At 41.7% G+C, this 18603-nt stretch carries 15 protein-coding genes; 8 read left to right on the top strand and 7 right to left on the bottom strand.

Annotated features, from left to right (window positions below; translation table 11 throughout):
- Window positions 1-7 precede the first annotated feature (7 nt).
- A complete protein-coding gene (locus tag V7K53_RS02300) occupies window positions 8-2470 on the top strand; it encodes a two-partner secretion domain-containing protein (RefSeq protein ID WP_335196046.1) in 2463 nt (820 codons plus the stop codon).
- A gap of 476 nt (window positions 2471-2946) precedes the next feature.
- Window positions 2947-3393 carry a hypothetical protein gene (locus tag V7K53_RS02295; RefSeq protein ID WP_322702992.1) on the top strand — a complete coding sequence of 149 codons (447 nt, stop codon included), beginning with the start codon at window positions 2947-2949 and terminating at the stop codon, window positions 3391-3393.
- Between the two features lie 81 nt (window positions 3394-3474).
- Here the strand turns inward: V7K53_RS02295 and V7K53_RS02290 are convergent, their stop codons facing one another.
- Window positions 3475-3627 carry a hypothetical protein gene (locus tag V7K53_RS02290; RefSeq protein ID WP_335196045.1) on the bottom strand — a complete coding sequence of 51 codons (153 nt, stop codon included), beginning with the start codon at window positions 3625-3627 and terminating at the stop codon, window positions 3475-3477.
- 442 nt (window positions 3628-4069) lie between these two features.
- On the opposite strand from V7K53_RS02290, the gene V7K53_RS02285 reads away from it, so the two are divergent.
- The 3 genes from V7K53_RS02285 (at window position 4070) to V7K53_RS02275 (ending at window position 7758) form a co-directional block, all read left to right on the top strand.
- Window positions 4070-4405, top strand: a complete 336-nt coding sequence (locus V7K53_RS02285) for a hypothetical protein (RefSeq protein ID WP_322702994.1) — start codon at window positions 4070-4072, stop codon at window positions 4403-4405.
- Between the two features lie 214 nt (window positions 4406-4619).
- Window positions 4620-7019, top strand: coding sequence for a two-partner secretion domain-containing protein (locus V7K53_RS02280; RefSeq protein ID WP_335196044.1), 2400 nt, complete (start codon window positions 4620-4622; stop codon window positions 7017-7019).
- A 508-nt stretch (window positions 7020-7527) separates the two neighbouring features.
- Window positions 7528-7758: a hypothetical protein gene (locus V7K53_RS02275; RefSeq protein ID WP_322709666.1), complete on the top strand. Its 231-nt coding sequence runs from the start codon at window positions 7528-7530 to the stop codon at window positions 7756-7758.
- 398 nt (window positions 7759-8156) lie between these two features.
- Here the strand turns inward: V7K53_RS02275 and V7K53_RS02270 are convergent, their stop codons facing one another.
- Entirely contained in the window at window positions 8157-9188 is a 1032-nt protein-coding gene (locus V7K53_RS02270) for a hypothetical protein (RefSeq protein ID WP_335196043.1), read from the bottom strand.
- Between the two features lie 162 nt (window positions 9189-9350).
- Here V7K53_RS02270 and moaA point away from each other — a divergent pair, with 162 nt between their 5' ends.
- Window positions 9351-10337, top strand: a complete 987-nt coding sequence (gene moaA, locus V7K53_RS02265; protein WP_335196042.1) for a GTP 3',8-cyclase MoaA — start codon at window positions 9351-9353, stop codon at window positions 10335-10337.
- Between the two features lie 59 nt (window positions 10338-10396).
- Here the strand turns inward: moaA and rpsD are convergent, their stop codons facing one another.
- Together rpsD and V7K53_RS02255 are read right to left on the bottom strand one after the other, a co-directional pair.
- Window positions 10397-11005, bottom strand: coding sequence for a 30S ribosomal protein S4 (rpsD, locus tag V7K53_RS02260; protein ID WP_012408407.1), 609 nt, complete (start codon window positions 11003-11005; stop codon window positions 10397-10399).
- A gap of 119 nt (window positions 11006-11124) precedes the next feature.
- On the bottom strand, window positions 11125-11259 hold the full coding sequence (locus V7K53_RS02255; RefSeq protein WP_335196041.1) for a hypothetical protein: 135 nt from the start codon (window positions 11257-11259) through the stop codon (window positions 11125-11127).
- A gap of 207 nt (window positions 11260-11466) precedes the next feature.
- Between V7K53_RS02255 and V7K53_RS02250 the strand changes: the two genes are divergently transcribed.
- Entirely contained in the window at window positions 11467-12120 is a 654-nt protein-coding gene (locus tag V7K53_RS02250) for a hypothetical protein (protein ID WP_335196040.1), read from the top strand.
- Between the two features lie 599 nt (window positions 12121-12719).
- Here V7K53_RS02250 and hetR read toward each other — a convergent pair.
- Complete coding sequence (hetR, locus tag V7K53_RS02245) at window positions 12720-13619, bottom strand: heterocyst differentiation master regulator HetR (RefSeq protein WP_094349731.1); 900 nt, start codon at window positions 13617-13619, stop codon at window positions 12720-12722.
- 180 nt (window positions 13620-13799) lie between these two features.
- Between hetR and V7K53_RS02240 the strand changes: the two genes are divergently transcribed.
- Window positions 13800-14018, top strand: coding sequence for a hypothetical protein (locus V7K53_RS02240; RefSeq protein WP_335196039.1), 219 nt, complete (start codon window positions 13800-13802; stop codon window positions 14016-14018).
- Between the two features lie 1399 nt (window positions 14019-15417).
- Here the strand turns inward: V7K53_RS02240 and V7K53_RS02235 are convergent.
- Together V7K53_RS02235 and V7K53_RS02230 are read right to left on the bottom strand one after the other, a co-directional pair.
- Window positions 15418-15540 (bottom strand): hypothetical protein, encoded by a 123-nt coding sequence (locus tag V7K53_RS02235; RefSeq protein ID WP_335196038.1) that lies wholly within the window; start codon window positions 15538-15540, stop codon window positions 15418-15420.
- A complete protein-coding gene (locus V7K53_RS02230; protein ID WP_335196037.1) occupies window positions 15541-17955 on the bottom strand; it encodes an EamA family transporter in 2415 nt (804 codons plus the stop codon). It abuts the gene before it with no gap.
- Window positions 17956-18603 lie beyond the last annotated feature (648 nt).

Raw genomic sequence — 18603 nt, 5'->3', positions numbered from 1 at the left:
TTATTTCATGTCTCAAACTAAAAGCAGTTGCCACTGGAAGTTAGGAATAGTGAGTACTTTAGTAATTGCTAGAGTGCTCATTTTTGCTGATAGTTTTGCTCTAGCTCAAATTCAAAAAGATGCCACACTTGGATCTGAAAGTTCAATCATTACACCAAAGCTCATCGATGGTCAGCCTATAGACCAGATTGATGGTGGAGCAGTTCGTGGTACAACCTTGCTCCACAGCTTTGAAAAATTTTCTATCTCTGCCGGAAGGACAGCCCATTTCAACAATGCAATCAATATTCAGAACATCATCAGTCGGGTGACAGGCAATTCTGTTTCTAATATAGATGGCATTCTCAAAGCTAACGGTACAGCCAACGTATTTCTGATTAATCCTAACGGCATTGTTTTTGGACTCAATGCTTCTTTAAATATTGGCGGTTCATTTGTGGCGAGTACGGCGAGTAGTTTGAACTTTGCTGATGGTACAAAGTTTAGTGCTACATCACCTCAAACTACACCTCTACTCACAGTAAGTGTTCCTATAGGTTTACAATTTGGAACAAATGCGGCGCCCATCCGCAATCAATCCCAAGCAAGTCCCAATAATGCAATTAATACCTTCGGACAAGGTGTTGGTCTACAGGTGCAGCAAGGCAAAACCCTAGCACTGATAGGTGGTGATATAACCCTAGAGGGCGGAAATTTAACGGCAAGTGGGGGAAGAATTGAGTTAGGAAGCGTTGCTGGCAATAGTTTGGTCAGTCTGAATTCAACGAATCAAAGTTGGGCATTAGGATATGAAGGTGTTCAAAATTTTCAGAACATTCAACTAACCCAGCAAAGTCAGATTCCATCTACTTTAGATACCAGTGGCAAAGGTGGCGGTAATATCCACGTGCAAGGACAGCGCGTACTGGTAACTGACGGTTCACAAATTTTGGCTCTGACTCTGGGAGCGCAACCAGGAGGAAATTTAACACTGAACGCTTCCGAGTCTGTAGAACTTGGACTAAATGCGTTCTTGTCTACTGGAACTTTCGACACTGGAAACTCTGCAAATATAAATATCACTACCAGAAAGTTGATTGTCAAAGATGGAGCGCAAGTCTTAATGTTCAATGTTGGTTCGGGATTGGCCGGACAATTGACCATCAACGCCTCAGATTCCGTAGAACTAATTGCAGGTATCCCCATTTCTCCTTTGCCAGATGGTAGTGATTTAATATCGAGTGGATTATTTAGTGCAACTTTTGGCGCTCAAAATGCTGGCAACATAATAATTAATACTGGAAAGTTACGTATCGAGGGAGGGGCAGCAATATCAACAAGTTCTGAGGGTATACTTAGGCGTTTCTCTAACCAATTTCTACCAGCTACAGGAAATGGAGGAGATTTGACAGTGAACGCCTCTGAGTCCGTAGAATTAATGGGAACCTCAGCAAATGGTTCTAGGCTCAGTAGCTTGTTTGCTGGGACTCAAGGGCGTGGAAATGGCGGCAACTTGACCTTAACTACAGGGCAATTGGTTATCAAAGATGGGGCGGCAATAACTGTGAGCAGTGAAGCTCGAAAAAATGTTAACTATCAAGGGGGTGTACCCAATTTAGGTCTAGCAGGCGAACTCAATATAAGCGCTCGTTCCATCCTGCTCGATAAAGGAAAACTCACATCTAATAGTGAGTCAGGTAAGGGTGGTGACATTGGGGTACAGGTGCGGGACTTATTACTGATGCGTCGCAACAGTCAAATCTCTACTAATGCCGGAGGTGATAAAACTGGCGGTAATATCACCATCAATGCACCTAATGGCTTTCTTGTCGCTACTCCCTTCGGAAATAGCGATATTACCGCTAACGCCAACTTTGGTTCTGGTGGTAAAATTGCGATCGCCGCTAAGAATATCTTTGGATTTGTGCCACGCACCCGTGCAGAGGTGGAGATATTTGATCCAAAAGACATAAACCCGAATAACGTACCAACAAGTGACATCACTGCATTTTCTCAACAAAACCCTTCATTAAGTGGCACTGTACAAATCAACTCGCCAGATGCTGACCCCAGTAAAGGATTAGTGGAACTACCTGTCAATCTGGTTGATGCTTCGCAGCAAATTGCTGCTGGTTGTAGTTCTGGTGGAGAAATAGGAAGAAGTTCATTTGTCACTACAGGGCGTGGAGGAATACAAGCCGATCCTACAGAGCCATTGATAGCTGATGATGCGGTGCTAGCAGATTGGATCGCACTGCCTCCAGAGAGTCAGAATCGGGCTGAGGGTATTCAGAAAAGAGCCGTTGCTCAGGCGCAGGGAAACACAGAAGAAAAATCACAGAAAGTTAATTCTGTTAATGAACCTACTCAAATTGTAGAAGCTCAAGGCTGGATTATAGACGCCAAGGGGAACGTGGTTTTGGTTGCTCAAGTACCCACTGCATCGCCCCATAACTCCTCGCTTGTCGCTACATCTTGCGGTGCTAATTAAAAATTCAGATTTTCGTAACTTTTGTTGGTGCGTTGGCGTAGGCCGTTGTAGACATCGCTATCTTTGCAATGAACTTTATATGAGCGATTGAGCGATCGCCTCTTGTACTAAACTAAGCTGTCGGCGCGTTGACATAGCCCACCGTACCTCGACTTTTAAGTAAGCTATACGTAGCATCTTGTAGAGAAGGTATCGCTTTTGGCATCATAACATCCACATAAAAAATAACAGAATTTGATTCCCTGGTGGGATGGAAAGCGAGGAATTTAAAAGATTGTAATGAAATATATATTCCGCGTTCAGGCAGAACATTCTCGTGTGCCAAATCTTTATTAATTATGTATAAAAGTTAAACTCTATAAACTCTGACAAAAATAAAAAACTGATTACCGATTTCGATGTACATTCCTTAAAACGGCTAAAGCTTCCCTGCTATACGGCAACTATTATTTATTTAGAAAGGTGCAAGATAAAATATGACAAATATTTGGGGCTTGGTTAAAGGCGGAATTGCAATTGGTGGTACAATAATTCTATCTGGAAACTCTGCTATTGCCAAAGTTAACCTGGATGCTACTCTACCTAATAATTTTGGCATTACAGCACAGGAAAAAACCAAAATTATTCAAGGTGGTAACTGCAAAAACACCGCAGATATTCAGAACATTATTAACAAAGTAACAGATAAAAAGTATAGTCTATTAAGAAATAGAATCATAAAAATTGACTTTCAGCACAGTATCAAACCAACTCAAATTCCATCTATTGACCCATCTAAAATTCCAGATATAAATACTGATGAAAAAAAGCAAGTTACTGATTATTTACCACTAATAATCCCAGTTAAACCTATCCAGCTATCGGGTTGCACTTGTTGGTCAAATGATGTACATGACTTTGTTAACTGTCCGTGCCCTAAATAATTTGGGAGCATCCCACTTTCGTTCACACAAGTGATCGCACCTTCTACTAAACTTAGGTGTAGTGCGATCACTTCTTTGCAATTACCTTCTACCTTCATATAAGCGATCGCCCCTTCTACTCAAATCAGGTGCGATCGCTTTCTTCGCAGTGACCTTCATACAAGCGATCGCACTTCTATTAAACTCATCTGTGGTGCGTTGGTGTAACCCTTCGTAGACATCGCTCCTTTGCAATGACCTTCATACAAGCGATCGCTTTTTTTACTCAAATAGGTGTGAGTGCGATCGCTGATTGGCTATGGACTTTATGCAAGCGATCGCCTTAATAAAGCCTGTAGGCTTATCCAAACCACAAGCAGAGTGTGAGACTTGAGGAGATATGAATTACTCAATTCTCTTGAGCGGTTAACGGTCAGTAGCCAGATTTATGAATGCTTTAAGCAAATCCGGCAGAAATATATGAAGTTTTGTAACACCATGCGTAATTATAACTAGTCAAGCTGAATTCATAATTATCGGAGTTCACAAGAGCTTTAGAAATTTAATGCTTTTATTTACTCTAGACTCCGTATTCTTGATTCGTTAGTTGCCAAACTGTACTAATCAAACTCGCGTTAATTTAGTACATCACAAGATAAGTTTACACATTTACCAGTCTGCAAGGAAAGCAAAATTTATGGAATCTAAAACATTACAGTCAATAGTCATAGATGATCACACATTACAGCAGTTAAAAGACGAACTTAAGCAGGAAATGTGTGAGATAGTTAATAACGCTAACTTTAGCCAAATCCTATCAAAGTATGGGATCTTAAGACAAGAAGTGCTTCAATTTGAGTACAGAATCGACCTAAATAAACTCCAATCAAGCGATCCTGAAGAAGACAACGAAGGTCGAAATTCTTCACTAGCAACTTTAGATATGAATATCTCGATGCAAGATTGTCCCAACTGCACTTGTACTTGCTGGGCGAGTAATCTTAAAAAATGGATTCCCTGCCCATGCAATTAAGCTTGAACAATATAAATTATGAGAAATAACGTAACGCCAATTACCTGTTTTCATATAATCTATTGTAGTCATTATGCTGCCAAAAACTATTGCAGTGGAGATGAAAGTGCTGATTTCCACGCTGACTTGCTAAATTGCTAGAAAATATCATCATCCTATTTAGTAATTGGCAGTATTTCACTACTAAATTATTTTTTTTGGGGCAAATTCTGTAATGTATAAAAGCCGAGGTAGTCGTTACTGGAAGTTCGGGGTAGTTAGTGCTTTAGAAATTGCTGCAATACTCGCCTTCTCAGGGAGTTATGTTTTGTCCGAGATTATAAAGGATGACACTCTAGGATCTGAAAGTTCAGTTGTTACACCCCAGCTAATCAATGGCCGCCCTACTGACCAGATCAATGGCGGGGTAATTCGCGGTACGAACCTGTTTCACAGCTTTGAGCAGTTTTCTGTGCCAACTGGCAGCACAGCCCACTTTAACAATCCGCTAAATATTCAAAATATTATAAGTCGGGTGACAGGCAAGTCTATTTCTAATATTGATGGCATTCTTAAAGCTAATGGCACAGCCAACCTGTTTTTGATTAATCCCAATGGGATTATTTTTGGTCCCAATGCGTCTCTAGACATTAGCGGTTCATTTGTTGCAAGTACGGCGAGTAGTCTAAACTTTGTCAATGGTACTAAATTTAGTGCCACAAATCCTCAAACCACGTCCCTACTGACAGTAACTGTTCCAGTTGGCTTACAATTTGGAGCTATACCAGGAACCATCCGTAATCAATCCCAAGCAAATAATCCAGATAGAACAACTAATACCTTCGGGCAACCCGTTGGTCTACAGGTAAAACCAGACAAAACTTTGGCACTTGTAGGTGGTGATATAAGCCTAGAGGGCGGAAATTTAACAGCAGAATCGGGACGAATTGAGCTAGGAAGTGTTGCTGGTAATAGTCTGGTCAGCTTGAACCCAACGAACCAAGGTTGGGTCTTGGGGTATGAAGATGCTCAGAACTTACAGGAAATTCAGTTAATCCAGCGAACTATTGATGGTAAAGAAATTCCATCTCAAGTAGATGCCGGAAACCAAGATAGCAACGGTGGTAATATCCAGGTACAAGGCAATACCGTGAAATTAATTGGTAACGATGTGTACTTAACAACTCAGACAATAGGTGCTGGAGATAGCGGTAAATTAATTATTAACACTAATAAATTAAGTGTTCAAGATGGTGCTCAAGTATTAACTTCTACGGTAGACAAGGGTAATGGAGGAGATTTGATTGTGAACGCCTCTGAATCCGTGGAGCTTATTGGTAGCAGCATTACCTTGCCAAATACTATTACTGGATTTATTAGTGCAAGCGCTGGTGAAGGAAAAGCGGGTGACATTACGCTCAACACTAAAAGGTTTAGTATTCAAGGAGGAGCAAGGGTAACGGCGGAGTCTAGTTCAATAGTAAGGGCAGACTCTAGCGGAATAGTAAAAGGTTCACAGGTGATACCACCTGAAGGAAAAGGAGGGAATATAACTGTAAACGCCTTGGAGTCGCTAGAGATAACTGGAACCTCGACAACAGGTTTTCCCAGTCTCTTGAGTGCTTCGACTCTAAATTACGGAAATGCGGGGACAATCAATATCACCACAGGACAATTGATTGTCCGAGATAAAGGTGAAATAAACGTGAACGTTAAAGTTGCAGATAATGCAATTTACTTAGGAGATACAAGTAACCCAGGTACACCAGGCGCACTAAACGTAACTGCTAGCTCCATACTTCTAGACAACCAAGGAAAGTTCACATCAAGTAGTCTGTCAGGACGGGGCGGTAACATTACGCTACAGGTGCGAGACTTATTACTGATGCGTCGCAACAGCCAAATATCTACTAATGCTGGGGGTGATAAAACTGGTGGTAATATCACCATAAAAGCACCTAATGGCTTCCTCGTCGCTGCTCGCTTTGGAAATAGCGATATCACCGCCAATGCCAACTTTGGCTCTGGTGGTAAAATCGAAATCACCTCTAAGAGCATCTTTGGGTTTGTGCCACGTACCCGTGCAGACGTAGAAAGGCTTGATCCGAAGGATATCGACCCAAATAATCTGCAAACGAATGACATCACGGCATTTTCTCAGCAAAACCCTTCATTAAATGGCACTGTACAAATTAACTCACCAGATGCTGACCCCAGTAAAGGATTAGTAGAATTGCCCGTAAATCTGGTTGATGCTTCGCAGCAAATTGCTGCTAGTTGTAGTTCTGGTGGAAAAATAGCAAGAAATTCATTTATTACCACTGGACGTGGAGGACTAGTAGCCGATCCCACGGAGCCATTGATAGCTGATGATGCAGTGTTAGCAGATTGGATCGCCCTTCCTCCAGAGAATCAGAATCGTGCTAGCGGTATTCAGAAAAGAGCCGTTGTTCAGGCGCAGCGAAACACAGAAGAAAAATCACAGAAATTAAATTCTGTCAATGAACCTACTCAAATTGTAGAAGCCCAAGGCTGGATTATAGATGCCAATGGGAACGTAGTTCTGGTTGCTCAAGTACCCACGACAACGCCCCATAACTCCTCGCTCAACGCTAAATCTTGCGCTGCTCATTAAAAATTGAGATATGGCGATATTTCGTAACTTTGCAGTCAAGCGCGATGCCTACGGCTGGCTACACCTATGCAATTGCTGCTCTTGTTGCGATCGCTCTACCTTCACAAATTAGGATTTCATTGCAAGTAGAGTAGCCTGATATCAGGGGATGAATTTAAAATTTGAGTGGGATAACCAAAAAGCTAGTTTGAATCTCAACAAGCACAGTATCAGCTTTGACGCAGCTAAGACTGTCTTTAACGACCTCTAGCTTACATATTCAATGATGAATGGCACTCTGTTGGTGAACGTCGAGAAATCATCATCGGACATGACCAAGACAATCGCCTGTTATTGGTCTGTTTTACAGAAAGAGCAAACGTTATCCGTATTACAGCAAGGGACTGGGGACTGGGGACTGGGTGAAAAGCCTTTTTGTGTCTAAGTTTTATCGTCTGTTGATGTCCTAACCACCTTGATTGTTGTTTTGTTAGCGCACGTCTAGCAACCAAGAAAGAACGAAGAGATTATGAAGAATTCACAGGCTTCTGAATTCTACAACAACGCAGACGATGACTTGCTTCTTGAGTATAACTTTGACTATCGCAAAGCCTTGCCCAACCGTTTTGCTAGTCAGCAAGAAAAAGCTCCTTTGACAGTTACTCTTGATGCTGATGTCACTGAGATATTCAAAACATCAGAAGCCGTTAACAATGCTCTCCGTGCCTTACTCTCAGCAATTCCAAAGACTGAAAGATAAACTGCGATCGCTGACATAGCAAATGGGTAGCCCGAAATAACAAATGAGTACGCCGATATAGCAAATGGGTACGCCAAAATAACAAATGGGTACGCCGAAATAACAAATGCGATCGCCGAAATAACAATTGCGTTAGCCGAAATAACAAATGAGTACGCCAAAATAACAAATGAGTTCGCCAAAATAACAAATGAGTTCGCCGAAATAACAAATGCGTTCGCCGAAATAACAAATGAGTTCGCCAAAATAACAAATGAGTTCGCCAAAATAACAAATGAGTTCGCCGAAATAGCAAATGCGTTCGCCGAAATAACAATTGCGTTAGCCGAAATAACAAATGAGTTCGCCAAAATAACAAATGAGTTCGCCGAAATAACAATTGCGATATTGCCCACTCCCTAACTCGTCTCCTGAATTTGCAAACGAACAGTGTGTTCAGTTGCACCACTAAGTTGCAATTCCATGATTTCACCACCCAGAGGTTCCAAGCAAGTGAGGAGCGATCGCAAGTTGGGTGTACTTGCGCCAGTATCTACGTATAATCGATCTGCTAAATTACCGATCCGTTTCCAAGTCATATACAATTTAGCGATCGTTTGTTCAATTTGCGATGCTTGATTGACCAAATCAGCAGCAATGCTCAAACAGCCAACTCTTTGCGCTTCTTCTAAAGCTGTTTCAATGTCAATATTTTCCTGCGTTAGCGCCTGAACTTGAGCCGCACCTTTGAGATATTTGGCCAAGTTACGCGCTTCAGTAGTTACCTGTTTCAGGGTATCCACATCAGGATTGGCAGCTATTTCCTTTTGGATAAACTTTTGATGCGATTCTGGCAGTTTTTCCATTTCCTTCACCAGAGGGGCAATGTAGCGCGGGGGAAGGGTGTTATCTGCGGCTTTTTCTTTGACTGCTTCGGGTAATAAATCTGAGGACATGGCTGTCCATTCATCGCTGAGTTGACGCACTTCTCGCCTAGTGATGCGATCGCCTTTTTGGGCAGCTTCACTCACCATCTGTTGCACTTCTGGGACTGCTTTGGAGGTTTCGACAAATGCCCGTTTGCTGAAGTTGTTCACAGATCCGGGGTCAAGTTTACCGTCTTCAATCAGAGTATCGGCACTATTTGCCAGTTGAATCCACGAGTATGCTTGACTTTTACTGATTTCTCGCTCTTTTAGCCATCGGAGAAAGCCAGTACCGCGGCCGTCACCACCGACTTTTTCTCTGTCGCGGATCGCCCGTAAAATTCGCCCCCGCCAGATTTCAGTTTGCAAATCAAAGCGATCGCATACCTGCCAAGCTACTTCTAGCTGCTGTTGAAAATCTGACTCTAGAATCTGTTCATCTTCTGGATCGGGCAGTTCAAAGCTGATATCGGCTGGCTGTAGTAAAGCAGCAGCAAGGTCGTTGATGGAGTCGGTATCTTGCACGATTGATGACTAACTAGTGGATGCGATCGGCTTATTATGCCACAATCTGTGGACTCTCACTTAAGGGGGAGTACGGTATTTTGAGTTACAACAAAGATAGTAGGAAGAGGTAAACCACTTTTGTAAAGTCTTTAATTAATCAGAGAGAATAAAAATAAAACGATGAACCAGGTAGACTACCTCCGCATTAGCTTAATCGATCGCTGCAATTTTCGTTGTCAGTACTGTATGCCAGAGGGAGTAGAACTGGATTATATTCTCAAGCAACAGTTATTGACTGATGAAGAACTACTCACCTTAATTCAAGAGGTATTTATTCCAGTAGGCTTTACCCGATTTCGTTTGACTGGGGGAGAACCCTTATTGCGTCCGCGGGTGGTGGATTTAGTCGGTGCGATCGCAACTTTACCCCAAACTCAAGACCTTTCAATGACGACCAACGGTTTTTTGCTGGCTCCGATGGCACAAAACCTTTACAATGCTGGTCTGCGACGAATTAATATTAGTCTTGACTCTCTCGATCCCGAAATTTTTGACCAAATTATTGGTAATCAGGGGCGTTCTCGTTGGCAACAAGTTTGGCAGGGGATTCAAGCTGCCCATCAAGTCGGATTCGACCCTCTGAAGCTGAATGTGGTGGTGATTCCTGGGGTTAATGACCACGAAGTTCTCGATTTAGCTGCCCTGACAATTGATAAACAGTGGCACGTTCGATTTATTGAATTTATGCCCATTGGTAATGTGCATTTATTTGGCGATCGCGGTTGGGTATCTTCAGCCGATTTACGAGAACGTATTCGCGATCGCTGGGGCTTGACAGAATCACAAGTTCGTGGTGCTGGCCCTGCTGATGTCTTTCAAATTCCCAATGCGAAGGGGACACTAGGATTTATTAGTCAGATGTCAGAATGTTTTTGCGATCGTTGTAATCGGATGCGCCTGAGTGCCGATGGCTGGCTGCGTCCCTGTTTATTAAATGAAACTGGTCAAATAGATTTAAAAACTGCCCTGCGTTCTGGCACTAGCACCGCTCAATTACAAGAACAGGTAAGACATTTACTCGCAAATAAACCAGAAATTAATTTTAAAGGGCGCGATTCTGGCATTTTAGGTGCATATACCCGCACCATGTCGCAAATTGGCGGATAGTAATTGGTCATTTGTCCCTTGCAAATAACTAAGGACAAATGACTAAGGACAAATGACTATTACGCTTGTCGTGAGTAGTATTCCACCACAAGTAGTTCATTAACTTGTAGTGCCACCCATTCGCGCTCAATAACGCTGTTGACTTTACCAACCAACTTATTTTTGTCAAATTCCAAATGACTGGGGAGGTTGGCCAAACCGGGATATTGCAAGTTAGCTTCCACCAACTTCCGGGATTGTGCCCGGTCTCTGACGGCAATTACTTCGCCAGGACGGCATTGGTAGCTGGCAATATTCACCACACGACCGTTAACAGTTACGTGACCGTGATTTACCAGTTGACGAGCTGCTGGGATAGTCGGGGCTATACCCAAGCGGAAAACTGTATTATCCAAGCGCATTTCTAGCAATTGCAGCAACACTTGTCCGGTAGAACCAGTAACACGTCTGGCTTTTCGCACATAGCGAAGTAATTGCTTTTCAGTCAAACCGTAGTTGAAGCGGAGCTTTTGCTTTTCCTCTAGACGGATGGCATACTCAGAGCGTTTCTTACGGTTCTGACCATGCTGCCCAGGTGGATAAGCGCGTCTAGCGCTTTTACGAGTCAATCCTGGTAGGTCGCCTAAGCGGCGGACAATTCTGAGGCGGGGCCCTCTATATCGGGACATGAGTTTCCTTAATCTAATCCTGTTTAAACTTTACCCAAACATTCCATTTTGACATTCCACCGATCATAAATCAGCGGATTCTTGGTTTTTTGAAGTTGCTTACTTTGGTATGACGTATCTTACCAATGTAGAGGCATCTCTTTTACACCAGTTACTTTAAGTCGGTTGAGCCGACAAACTGGCTTCCAAGCCTGAATTCCGACGTGCCCCGCCGTACTACTGCCAATAAGTTTTTTGTGTTTATTTAGTTTCATAGGCTACTCAATCATCAGATTGGTTTACGCAGTATTCTTACTCTGAAATACTTTTTACGTTGCCTACTTATCTTTCAAACAGCTATATTAACACAATTTTCGACATAATTAATTATGTCTATACTTTACTACCTCTGAAATTCTTGAATTACAGAGGATTTTTAAGATATTTGAGTTAGCATAACTTTGGGTGTTTGGAGAATGGCAATGTCAATGAGCAAAAAAGTGGTTAGCAGAGTTAAGAACAAACAAGGCAGTTCCACCTCCAGGATTTTAACATTACCAGTTTTGGCTATAGCTGGATGTTTAACAATCTTGCCTAATGTGGCTGTTGCTGCTTCCTACAGGAATGATTATAGTGTCTGTGCGGGTCGCCTCCTGAGTGTGGGTGTAAAGGCAGAAGCGGCATCAGAAGGTTGTGCAGCAGCATTGCGTCCAAAAGATTTGGCTGCTTGCGTGGTGAAAATTGATAAGGAAACCCAAATTGCTGCAACGGATGCGCTTTATTCTTGTGGAAAGGCCCGGCGTCCTGAAGAGTTAGCAACCTGTGTAGTTGGCGTCAGCTTAAGTACTAAGGAAGAAGCTAATCCAACAGTTTTAGATTATTGTGGACGCAGTTTGTTACCCGTGCGCTTTGGCCAGTGTGTGGTTGGCTTGCGTAGTCAAATCGACTTTCCGGCTACTCAAGCGCTAGATACTTGTATCAGTGCTGATGATAGTGTTATCGGTGCTTCATCATCATCTACACCGCCAACGATAATTCCTGCGGGTTCAAGTCCAAGTTTAGAAACTACCCCATTTCCAAACCAACCAGTTGTTCCAACTCAACCAGTTGTTCCAACTCAACCGGGCACTAATTAGATTACAGTGTTTTGTGTAATTGATATACAGGTTGAATTTAGAGTGGCTATTTGCCAATCTGATTCAGGGACTACCAAAAAATAAATCATCTGATTTTAATTTGTAGGTTGGGTTGAGCAACAGCGAAACCCAGCCTTATATATTTACAATGCTTCAACCTGACTGGATAATTTACCTTTGCTGACTATATAGCTTTCGTTAGGCAATGACAGTAATATTTACATTAGTTACTATTGCCTGATTCGAGAACTAGGCGATTTGAACTTGTGCAGCTTTACCAATCCCATCTGCGTCAAAGAAAAGATTATCGGTCAATACGCTTGGCTTTGTGAAAAATTGTAGGTTGGGTGAAGCAAAGCGCAATCCAACAAAGCTATGAAAATGTTGGGTTTACATTATAATTATCCTCTCCAACGCAAAGAGGAGTTGGAGAGAGGTTAGTTGAACTCACGTCAGTTTTTCAGCTTTGGTAATTTAGAATTTTGCACAGTTAGTTGTACTAGTAAAGCATGGCGTAAATAAAGAAACTATTTCAAATCGTTCAAAAGCCTGTTTTCTAAGCTTTTTGACTTGTGACTTTTGACTTTTGCCTTGCGTTACTAGTCTTCTCTTTCACCAAAAGCCGTCTGTAAAACCACTGCAATACCACCATCTTGGTGATATTTGTCAGCCCAGGCACGGATAACTTCATCTAATTCTTCCATAGCCTGATCCATTTTTTCTGGGAGAATATCAAGTTCTTCCAGCAAGCGCATGGCGTTTCGTCTCCGTTCTGCCCAATTTTTCATCATGCGGAAATACCGAGCGGTATCTTCCACTGTGATGTGTGTACGTTCTTCATCGTCTGTTGGGGTATAAGAAAGACGGGTAAGCGCGTAAAAGGGCATTCCCCAAGGAGAATCAATCCGTGTTACCGTTCCTGAGTAAAGCAGACGGCGCTTAATATGCTCACCCAAAGCTTCACTCAAAGGCATTTGGTGTTCGGGTGGCAAGTCTTCTTGCGATCGCTTGTGTAAAAACTCGATCAAATCCAGAAACTCAAAGGAACTAACTAACTGAGCATCAGGTAAATTACTGGGCAGTTTCTGCTCAATTTGTCTTTTTTCTTCACTTGTCAGATTAGTACCAGGAACGCGCGATCGCCCTGGTTGCCAAGGATATTTTTCTAGCCAGACATAAGGCAATTGAATTAAATAGCGAGGTTCCTGAGAACCCAGCATTTTTAACAGTTTGCCTTCTGTTAGTGCCTGTCTGACTTCTTCTACAATAATTTTTACTCGTTTCGGCTCCAAGTGATGCAAATGCCCTGTCATTCGCAGGTTTTGTCCCTGCTCTAGATAGGTCATGTAAATTGCACACTTTGCTGCTGTTGCGGCTGCGTCTAAAAATGCCCCATGCCTGTGCCCACTCGTCCGCATGGCACTAAAAGCCAGATAAAGCATGATCTGATCCATCGCACTGGGGTCAAGACGTTTGATCAGATCTATGTCGTTACTCATATTACAGACAATTGAATAGCACGTTTACACAATTTTTAATCGAATGAAAATAGGTAGTATACACCTGGCTGAAGGCTGTCTTTACTTCAAACTATATTAGTATGCGATAACGATGATATCGGTGGTAGCGCAAACTACCATTTTCGCATATTTACTGGTAGAAAAGCAGAGTCGATAGTTGTGACTATAACTGTCTCTGCATCTAACCGGAAAATTAGAGACACCACCAAATCTAGCTTAACGGCGGTTTATTTACCAACAGTCAAATATGCTGCAATTAATCTCCAAAGCCTTTCAGGTTTCTGGTTTTTTCATCTTTCAAGAACAACAACGTCAAGCTGCTTACATCTAAGTATGGCACTATGCCAACTCAGAGTAAAAACTAGTTTGCCCGGTTAATCTGGGATATTTGTTACTAGAAAAAGATGCTTTTTTTGCAGCTTTGGCGAATTATTTGTAGTACACAAGTGACTAGAAATAATTGGGAATAGTCTCAAAACAAATCGCTTACCAGGTGTAGCCACATTTAGAGGTTGAGCTATACAGCTCTTTGTGAACTATCATCCCGTTCACAACCTCCAGTGATGTCTCGGCATTATCAGCCGTCGGTTTGAGGGAAAATAGTAGACATCAAGTAGAGCAAATAATTTCAATTTCAAAATGCCTATTGTTTTTCAAATATTGTTCCTTATCATATCACTATTTTTTAGTTTTGAAATAAAATTATGCATTTTAAAGTTTATAAATTATGACTATTTAAATATTTTATACTGTGCTTAAATCAAGGTTTGATGATATTTTTATATCTACTTTTAAATCAAATTTTATTTATTCTTTTATGTTGACTATTAGACACAAAAAACCACGATTACTTTAGACTAAATCGCGTATCTATAAGGCTTTGTCGCTCGTGCTAATAACCGAAAGACTAGTTAATAGCCATATATATAATAAAACATCTTGGGTTAAATCCAATAATTATTTAGAGGTTTTTTTGGCATAAATTTATATTTATTTAATGAAAAAATTTTAAATTTTTATGATTTAACTAATTTATTGGCTACTTTAAAGTATGTTTTTACCTCGCTATTTTATATATTTGAGAGACTTAAATTACGTAGATAGTTTGTTGCTACAAAAGGGTGATAATTCGCAGCAAGCTACGATATAAGCTTATTTTTCTAGGTGTCTGAGCGATACCTACGGTGGGCTACGCCTACGCAAATTAAGTTGACTAGTATAAAACGACAGAAATAAAGATACCATCTTACGAAACACAATTAGTAAGTGGGTGTGAATAATTAAAGATTTATAGTGACTTAGGGCGGTCTGGGAGACTTCCCCATTAGCGACAAATAAAACCGAAAGATAAGGGCTTTAGCCCTGACTACAAGGCAATTTGATTAAATTTACATTGCTTAACATAAGCTAGTCTATTCTTGCCCACTTACTTTGCCTCCCACGCTGAAAAACAGGTAGTCAACCGCCTAATATCAACAAAGTGCGTTTGGCTTGAAAAAACGGGGTACTCTAAACATTTCTGCTACTTCTCCATCTCTGAGTTCCAAAATGTGCTGCAATGGTCTTAACTCCTTGCGAATCTTCTCTCTGAGCAAGTACTCGTACTCAATTGCTGGAGTCAGTACTACTCATATTGCTTACATATACGTGTTTTCCCTACCTGTATCAGGCTAAATCCCTAAAAATATATTACAAGTCGATTTATTCTGAATACTGCTTGCCGATCTATTAAGTGTTATCTGCACCTATAGAGCATTCTGAAATTATTCGTAAAAATTTAAATCCCCGACTTCTCAAAGAAGTCGGGGATCTTGTTTGTCACATTAGCATCAGGATTGATGTAGAGAGTGATGGGGAGTAAAGTAGCTCCCATCACCCTTAAGCTGATTGAACTCGCCATTTAATTCGTGGGACTAGAGGGTTTAACCTGATTTCGCATTGTTTCAAAGCTGAAAGCAGCAGCGCCAAAGGTTACAAATAACACTCCCAGAATTTGCACAATATCCAAATTTTCTTGAATGATTAACCCAGCGAAAATCACGGTTAAAACTGGGATGCTACCACCAATGAGCGCCGATCGCGAGGCGCCTAGTTTACTAATACCAACATTATTGAGCAAATAACCTGCAAGGGTCAGCACACCCAAAATAAACGCGCTTAAAACCAATTCCAGCATTTTAGAGGGGTCAACTACTACCAAGTTCCAACTACTTGGCAAAGGTAGCATCAAACAGATAAAGCTCAACAACAGCATGGTAGTGAAGTTAATTAAAGTAAAAGTCACCGGATGCAGTTTGCTAGCACAGACTCGCGTCAGAATTATATAGGCAGCAAAAGCCACACCCGAAAGAATGGCGGTGCTGCTTCCCATTGAAGTATTACCGATACCGATGCTGGGAGAACCCCCTAAAACCAATAATTCACCGCAGCAAATTGCGGCGATCGCCGCGATGCGGAATAGAGTGGGGCGATCGCGAAACAGAAACCACGAAAATAGACCGCTAACCATTGGATAGATAAAGAACAGTGCGATCGCCATTCCGGTTGGGACTTGAGCGATCGCAATGTAGATTAGCACCTGAGATAAAAACAAAAAGCACCCACTCACAATTGACAACACCAAAATCTGCTTGGTAGCTGCATTGGCAGGTGTGGAATTTCCTCGGACTGAAGCGGACAAGTTTTCCAAGTCTTGCCACAGTCTTGGATGCAATATCGGAGACAAAAGTACCATTAGCGGTACAACTACCATAAACCGTAGCGTAAGAATTAACAGAGTATTGCCCAAAGTCGGCGGTAGCAACTGCTCTACCTCTAATACTCCAAAAATCTGGGAACCTTCGTGGAAAATTACCTTGATGGCTACGTTGTAAAGTGACGATACCACTGCCGATAAGACGATCAAGAATAAACCGGTTTGGAGTGTCGATAAGCCAGAAGAATTAGGCGATCGCGATTGTGGGGGTTTTGCTTCCACCTGCGGTTCTGGCGCAGTAGTCGATGAGGATTCAGCTTTGCTTTGCGATACGTTCTTACGGCGGACAGAAAGTGGTTCAGTAGGAATCTTGAGAGAAGGTCGGATTATTCTCGGCTGTAGCACAGATGCGATCGGAGGCTCTGATTTCGTTTCGTTTTCCGGCGATTCCTGATTTAGGACAGAAATTGGCTCGGTGGCATTGTCTTTTGGTGGCGGAACTACAGCCGCAGTAGGTTCTGATGGCGTTTCCCTTACCGACAAATCCTTGCTGGGAGAAGAAATTGGATTTGCGGTATTTTCTCTAACAATCGGCGGCTGTAATGTTGTTTCTCTTGGCGACAAATCTGTGCTGGGGACAACAATTGGATTTGCGGTATTTTCTTTAACAATAGGCGGCTGTAATGTTGTTTCTCTTGGCGACAAATCCTTGCTGGGAGAAGAAATTGGATTTGCGGTATTTTCTTTAACAATAGGCGGCTGTAATATTGTTTCTCTTGGCGACAAATCCTTGCTGGGAGAAGAAATCGGATTCGCGGTGTTTTCTTTAACAATCGGCGGCTCTGATGTCGTTTCTCTTGGTGAAAATTTATTGGATATCGGGGAAATTGGCTCAAGGGAATTTCTTACTACTTCCTCAAACTCTGGCAGGGATGTATCAACAGAACTGTTTTTTTGTGGCTCCGTAAACTGCAAAACAGTAGGTATACCTGCTGTTGCTGATTTGCGTGAAGTTTCTTCTATAGTTTTTTCTAGTTCTCCATGCAGGCGGTTAACAAACTCCGCCAAAATCGTTTCCCCTTGCTGCTGCTGGCTATACATCCGTGACAACTGTTGGGAAAGATTACTTTGATAGTTTTTCAGCTCCTGTTGTAAGGAATTAAAAGTAATAGTAACGGTGTCATCTAGACTGTCAAACATGTGTTCGACTTTTTCATTAATTTCACCGACTACATTGCTGCTAACTTCAGCAGATTTCAGCGCAGCTTGTTCGTAAGATTTGCCCTCTATGCTTTGATTAGCTAAAGTTGTCAGAGAGGATTGCAGTTGTGAAGATATATGCTTTGCCAGAACTTCTGCCAGTTGCCGAATTAACACTTGCTGCTCAGTGATTTGGCGCACTTGTTGTAAATGCTCTTTTTCCTCTACCAAGCTTTGAATCTCATCAGATAACCGACTTTTTTCTGACTGAAGCCGCTTTACGTCTTCCTGCAAGCCTCTAAGGACATTCTGCTGAAGATTTTCTAAGTCTTCAACTACAGCCCAAAGAGCATTTTCTGCTGCTCTAGATAGCTCCCCTCTGACTCTTGGGTTTTCTGGTTGCTTCTCGAATCGCCCCATTAGCTTCTAACCTCTAACACTTTGACGATAAAGCTGCTTCCCGTACACTTGATTGGCGGTCATCCTAATTTCCTGTATTTTGTCAGATAAATTAAAAATTTTAACAGCACTTCCGCATTTCAACGTAATTCTGTCATACTAGACACAAGTTAGCAAAGCATCTAAGTTTGCCACACAGCTTACTACAGCGTGTTCTCTTCAGGATTGATAAGTATTTAACCATTAGATTTTGAATTTTGGTGAGGTATCATCCGTATTGGCGATTCCCATCATTAGCGACACCAGAGCGTCTGGGGGATTGCTCAACCCGAAGGGATTTTGGATTTATCGCCACGCCTGGAAGTCCATTAAATAGAGACTTTTTTATTTTTGGTCAGTTTAATTTTCATAAATTATTTGCCAATGAAATTTTTACTTTTAAATAAATCTCACTCCAAATAAATATTTATTGTTTTGCTGCCAATAATAATTGTCAAAGATTCAGAGATGCTTGTGCGTAGGCGACTCGTCGCTAGATATCCCCACCAAATTGTCTGACTTGCGAAACTAACTAACTGTAAATTTGTGTGGAATGTAACTGGTGTGACAGTTTATATCTCTAAAGGGAGATTAAAGTATCCTTCTGTGGAAATTCTAAGTTACGTTATC

The organism is Nostoc sp. (genome assembly GCF_036917355.1).
GTDB lineage: Bacteria > Cyanobacteriota > Cyanobacteriia > Cyanobacteriales > Nostocaceae > Nostoc.
This window is presented reverse-complemented; position numbering and strand designations above follow the sequence as displayed.

What these genes read in the sequence shown, in the direction of transcription:
- V7K53_RS02285 (WP_322702994.1), top strand. Translation starts at nt 4,070, where the DNA reads ATGGAATCTAAAACATTACAGTCAATAGTCATAGATGATCACACATTA.
- hetR (WP_094349731.1), bottom strand. Translation starts at nt 13,619, where the DNA reads ATGAGTAACGACATAGATCTGATCAAACGTCTTGACCCCAGTGCGATG.
- V7K53_RS02230 (WP_335196037.1), bottom strand. Translation starts at nt 17,955, where the DNA reads ATGGGGCGATTCGAGAAGCAACCAGAAAACCCAAGAGTCAGAGGGGAG.
- rpsD (WP_012408407.1), bottom strand. Translation starts at nt 11,005, where the DNA reads ATGTCCCGATATAGAGGGCCCCGCCTCAGAATTGTCCGCCGCTTAGGC.
- V7K53_RS02250 (WP_335196040.1), top strand. Translation starts at nt 11,467, where the DNA reads ATGTCAATGAGCAAAAAAGTGGTTAGCAGAGTTAAGAACAAACAAGGC.
- V7K53_RS02300 (WP_335196046.1), top strand. Translation starts at nt 8, where the DNA reads ATGTCTCAAACTAAAAGCAGTTGCCACTGGAAGTTAGGAATAGTGAGT.
- V7K53_RS02295 (WP_322702992.1), top strand. Translation starts at nt 2,947, where the DNA reads ATGACAAATATTTGGGGCTTGGTTAAAGGCGGAATTGCAATTGGTGGT.
- moaA (WP_335196042.1), top strand. Translation starts at nt 9,351, where the DNA reads ATGAACCAGGTAGACTACCTCCGCATTAGCTTAATCGATCGCTGCAAT.
- V7K53_RS02235 (WP_335196038.1), bottom strand. Translation starts at nt 15,540, where the DNA reads ATGGCGAGTTCAATCAGCTTAAGGGTGATGGGAGCTACTTTACTCCCC.
- V7K53_RS02255 (WP_335196041.1), bottom strand. Translation starts at nt 11,259, where the DNA reads ATGAAACTAAATAAACACAAAAAACTTATTGGCAGTAGTACGGCGGGG.
- V7K53_RS02275 (WP_322709666.1), top strand. Translation starts at nt 7,528, where the DNA reads ATGAAGAATTCACAGGCTTCTGAATTCTACAACAACGCAGACGATGAC.
- V7K53_RS02280 (WP_335196044.1), top strand. Translation starts at nt 4,620, where the DNA reads ATGTATAAAAGCCGAGGTAGTCGTTACTGGAAGTTCGGGGTAGTTAGT.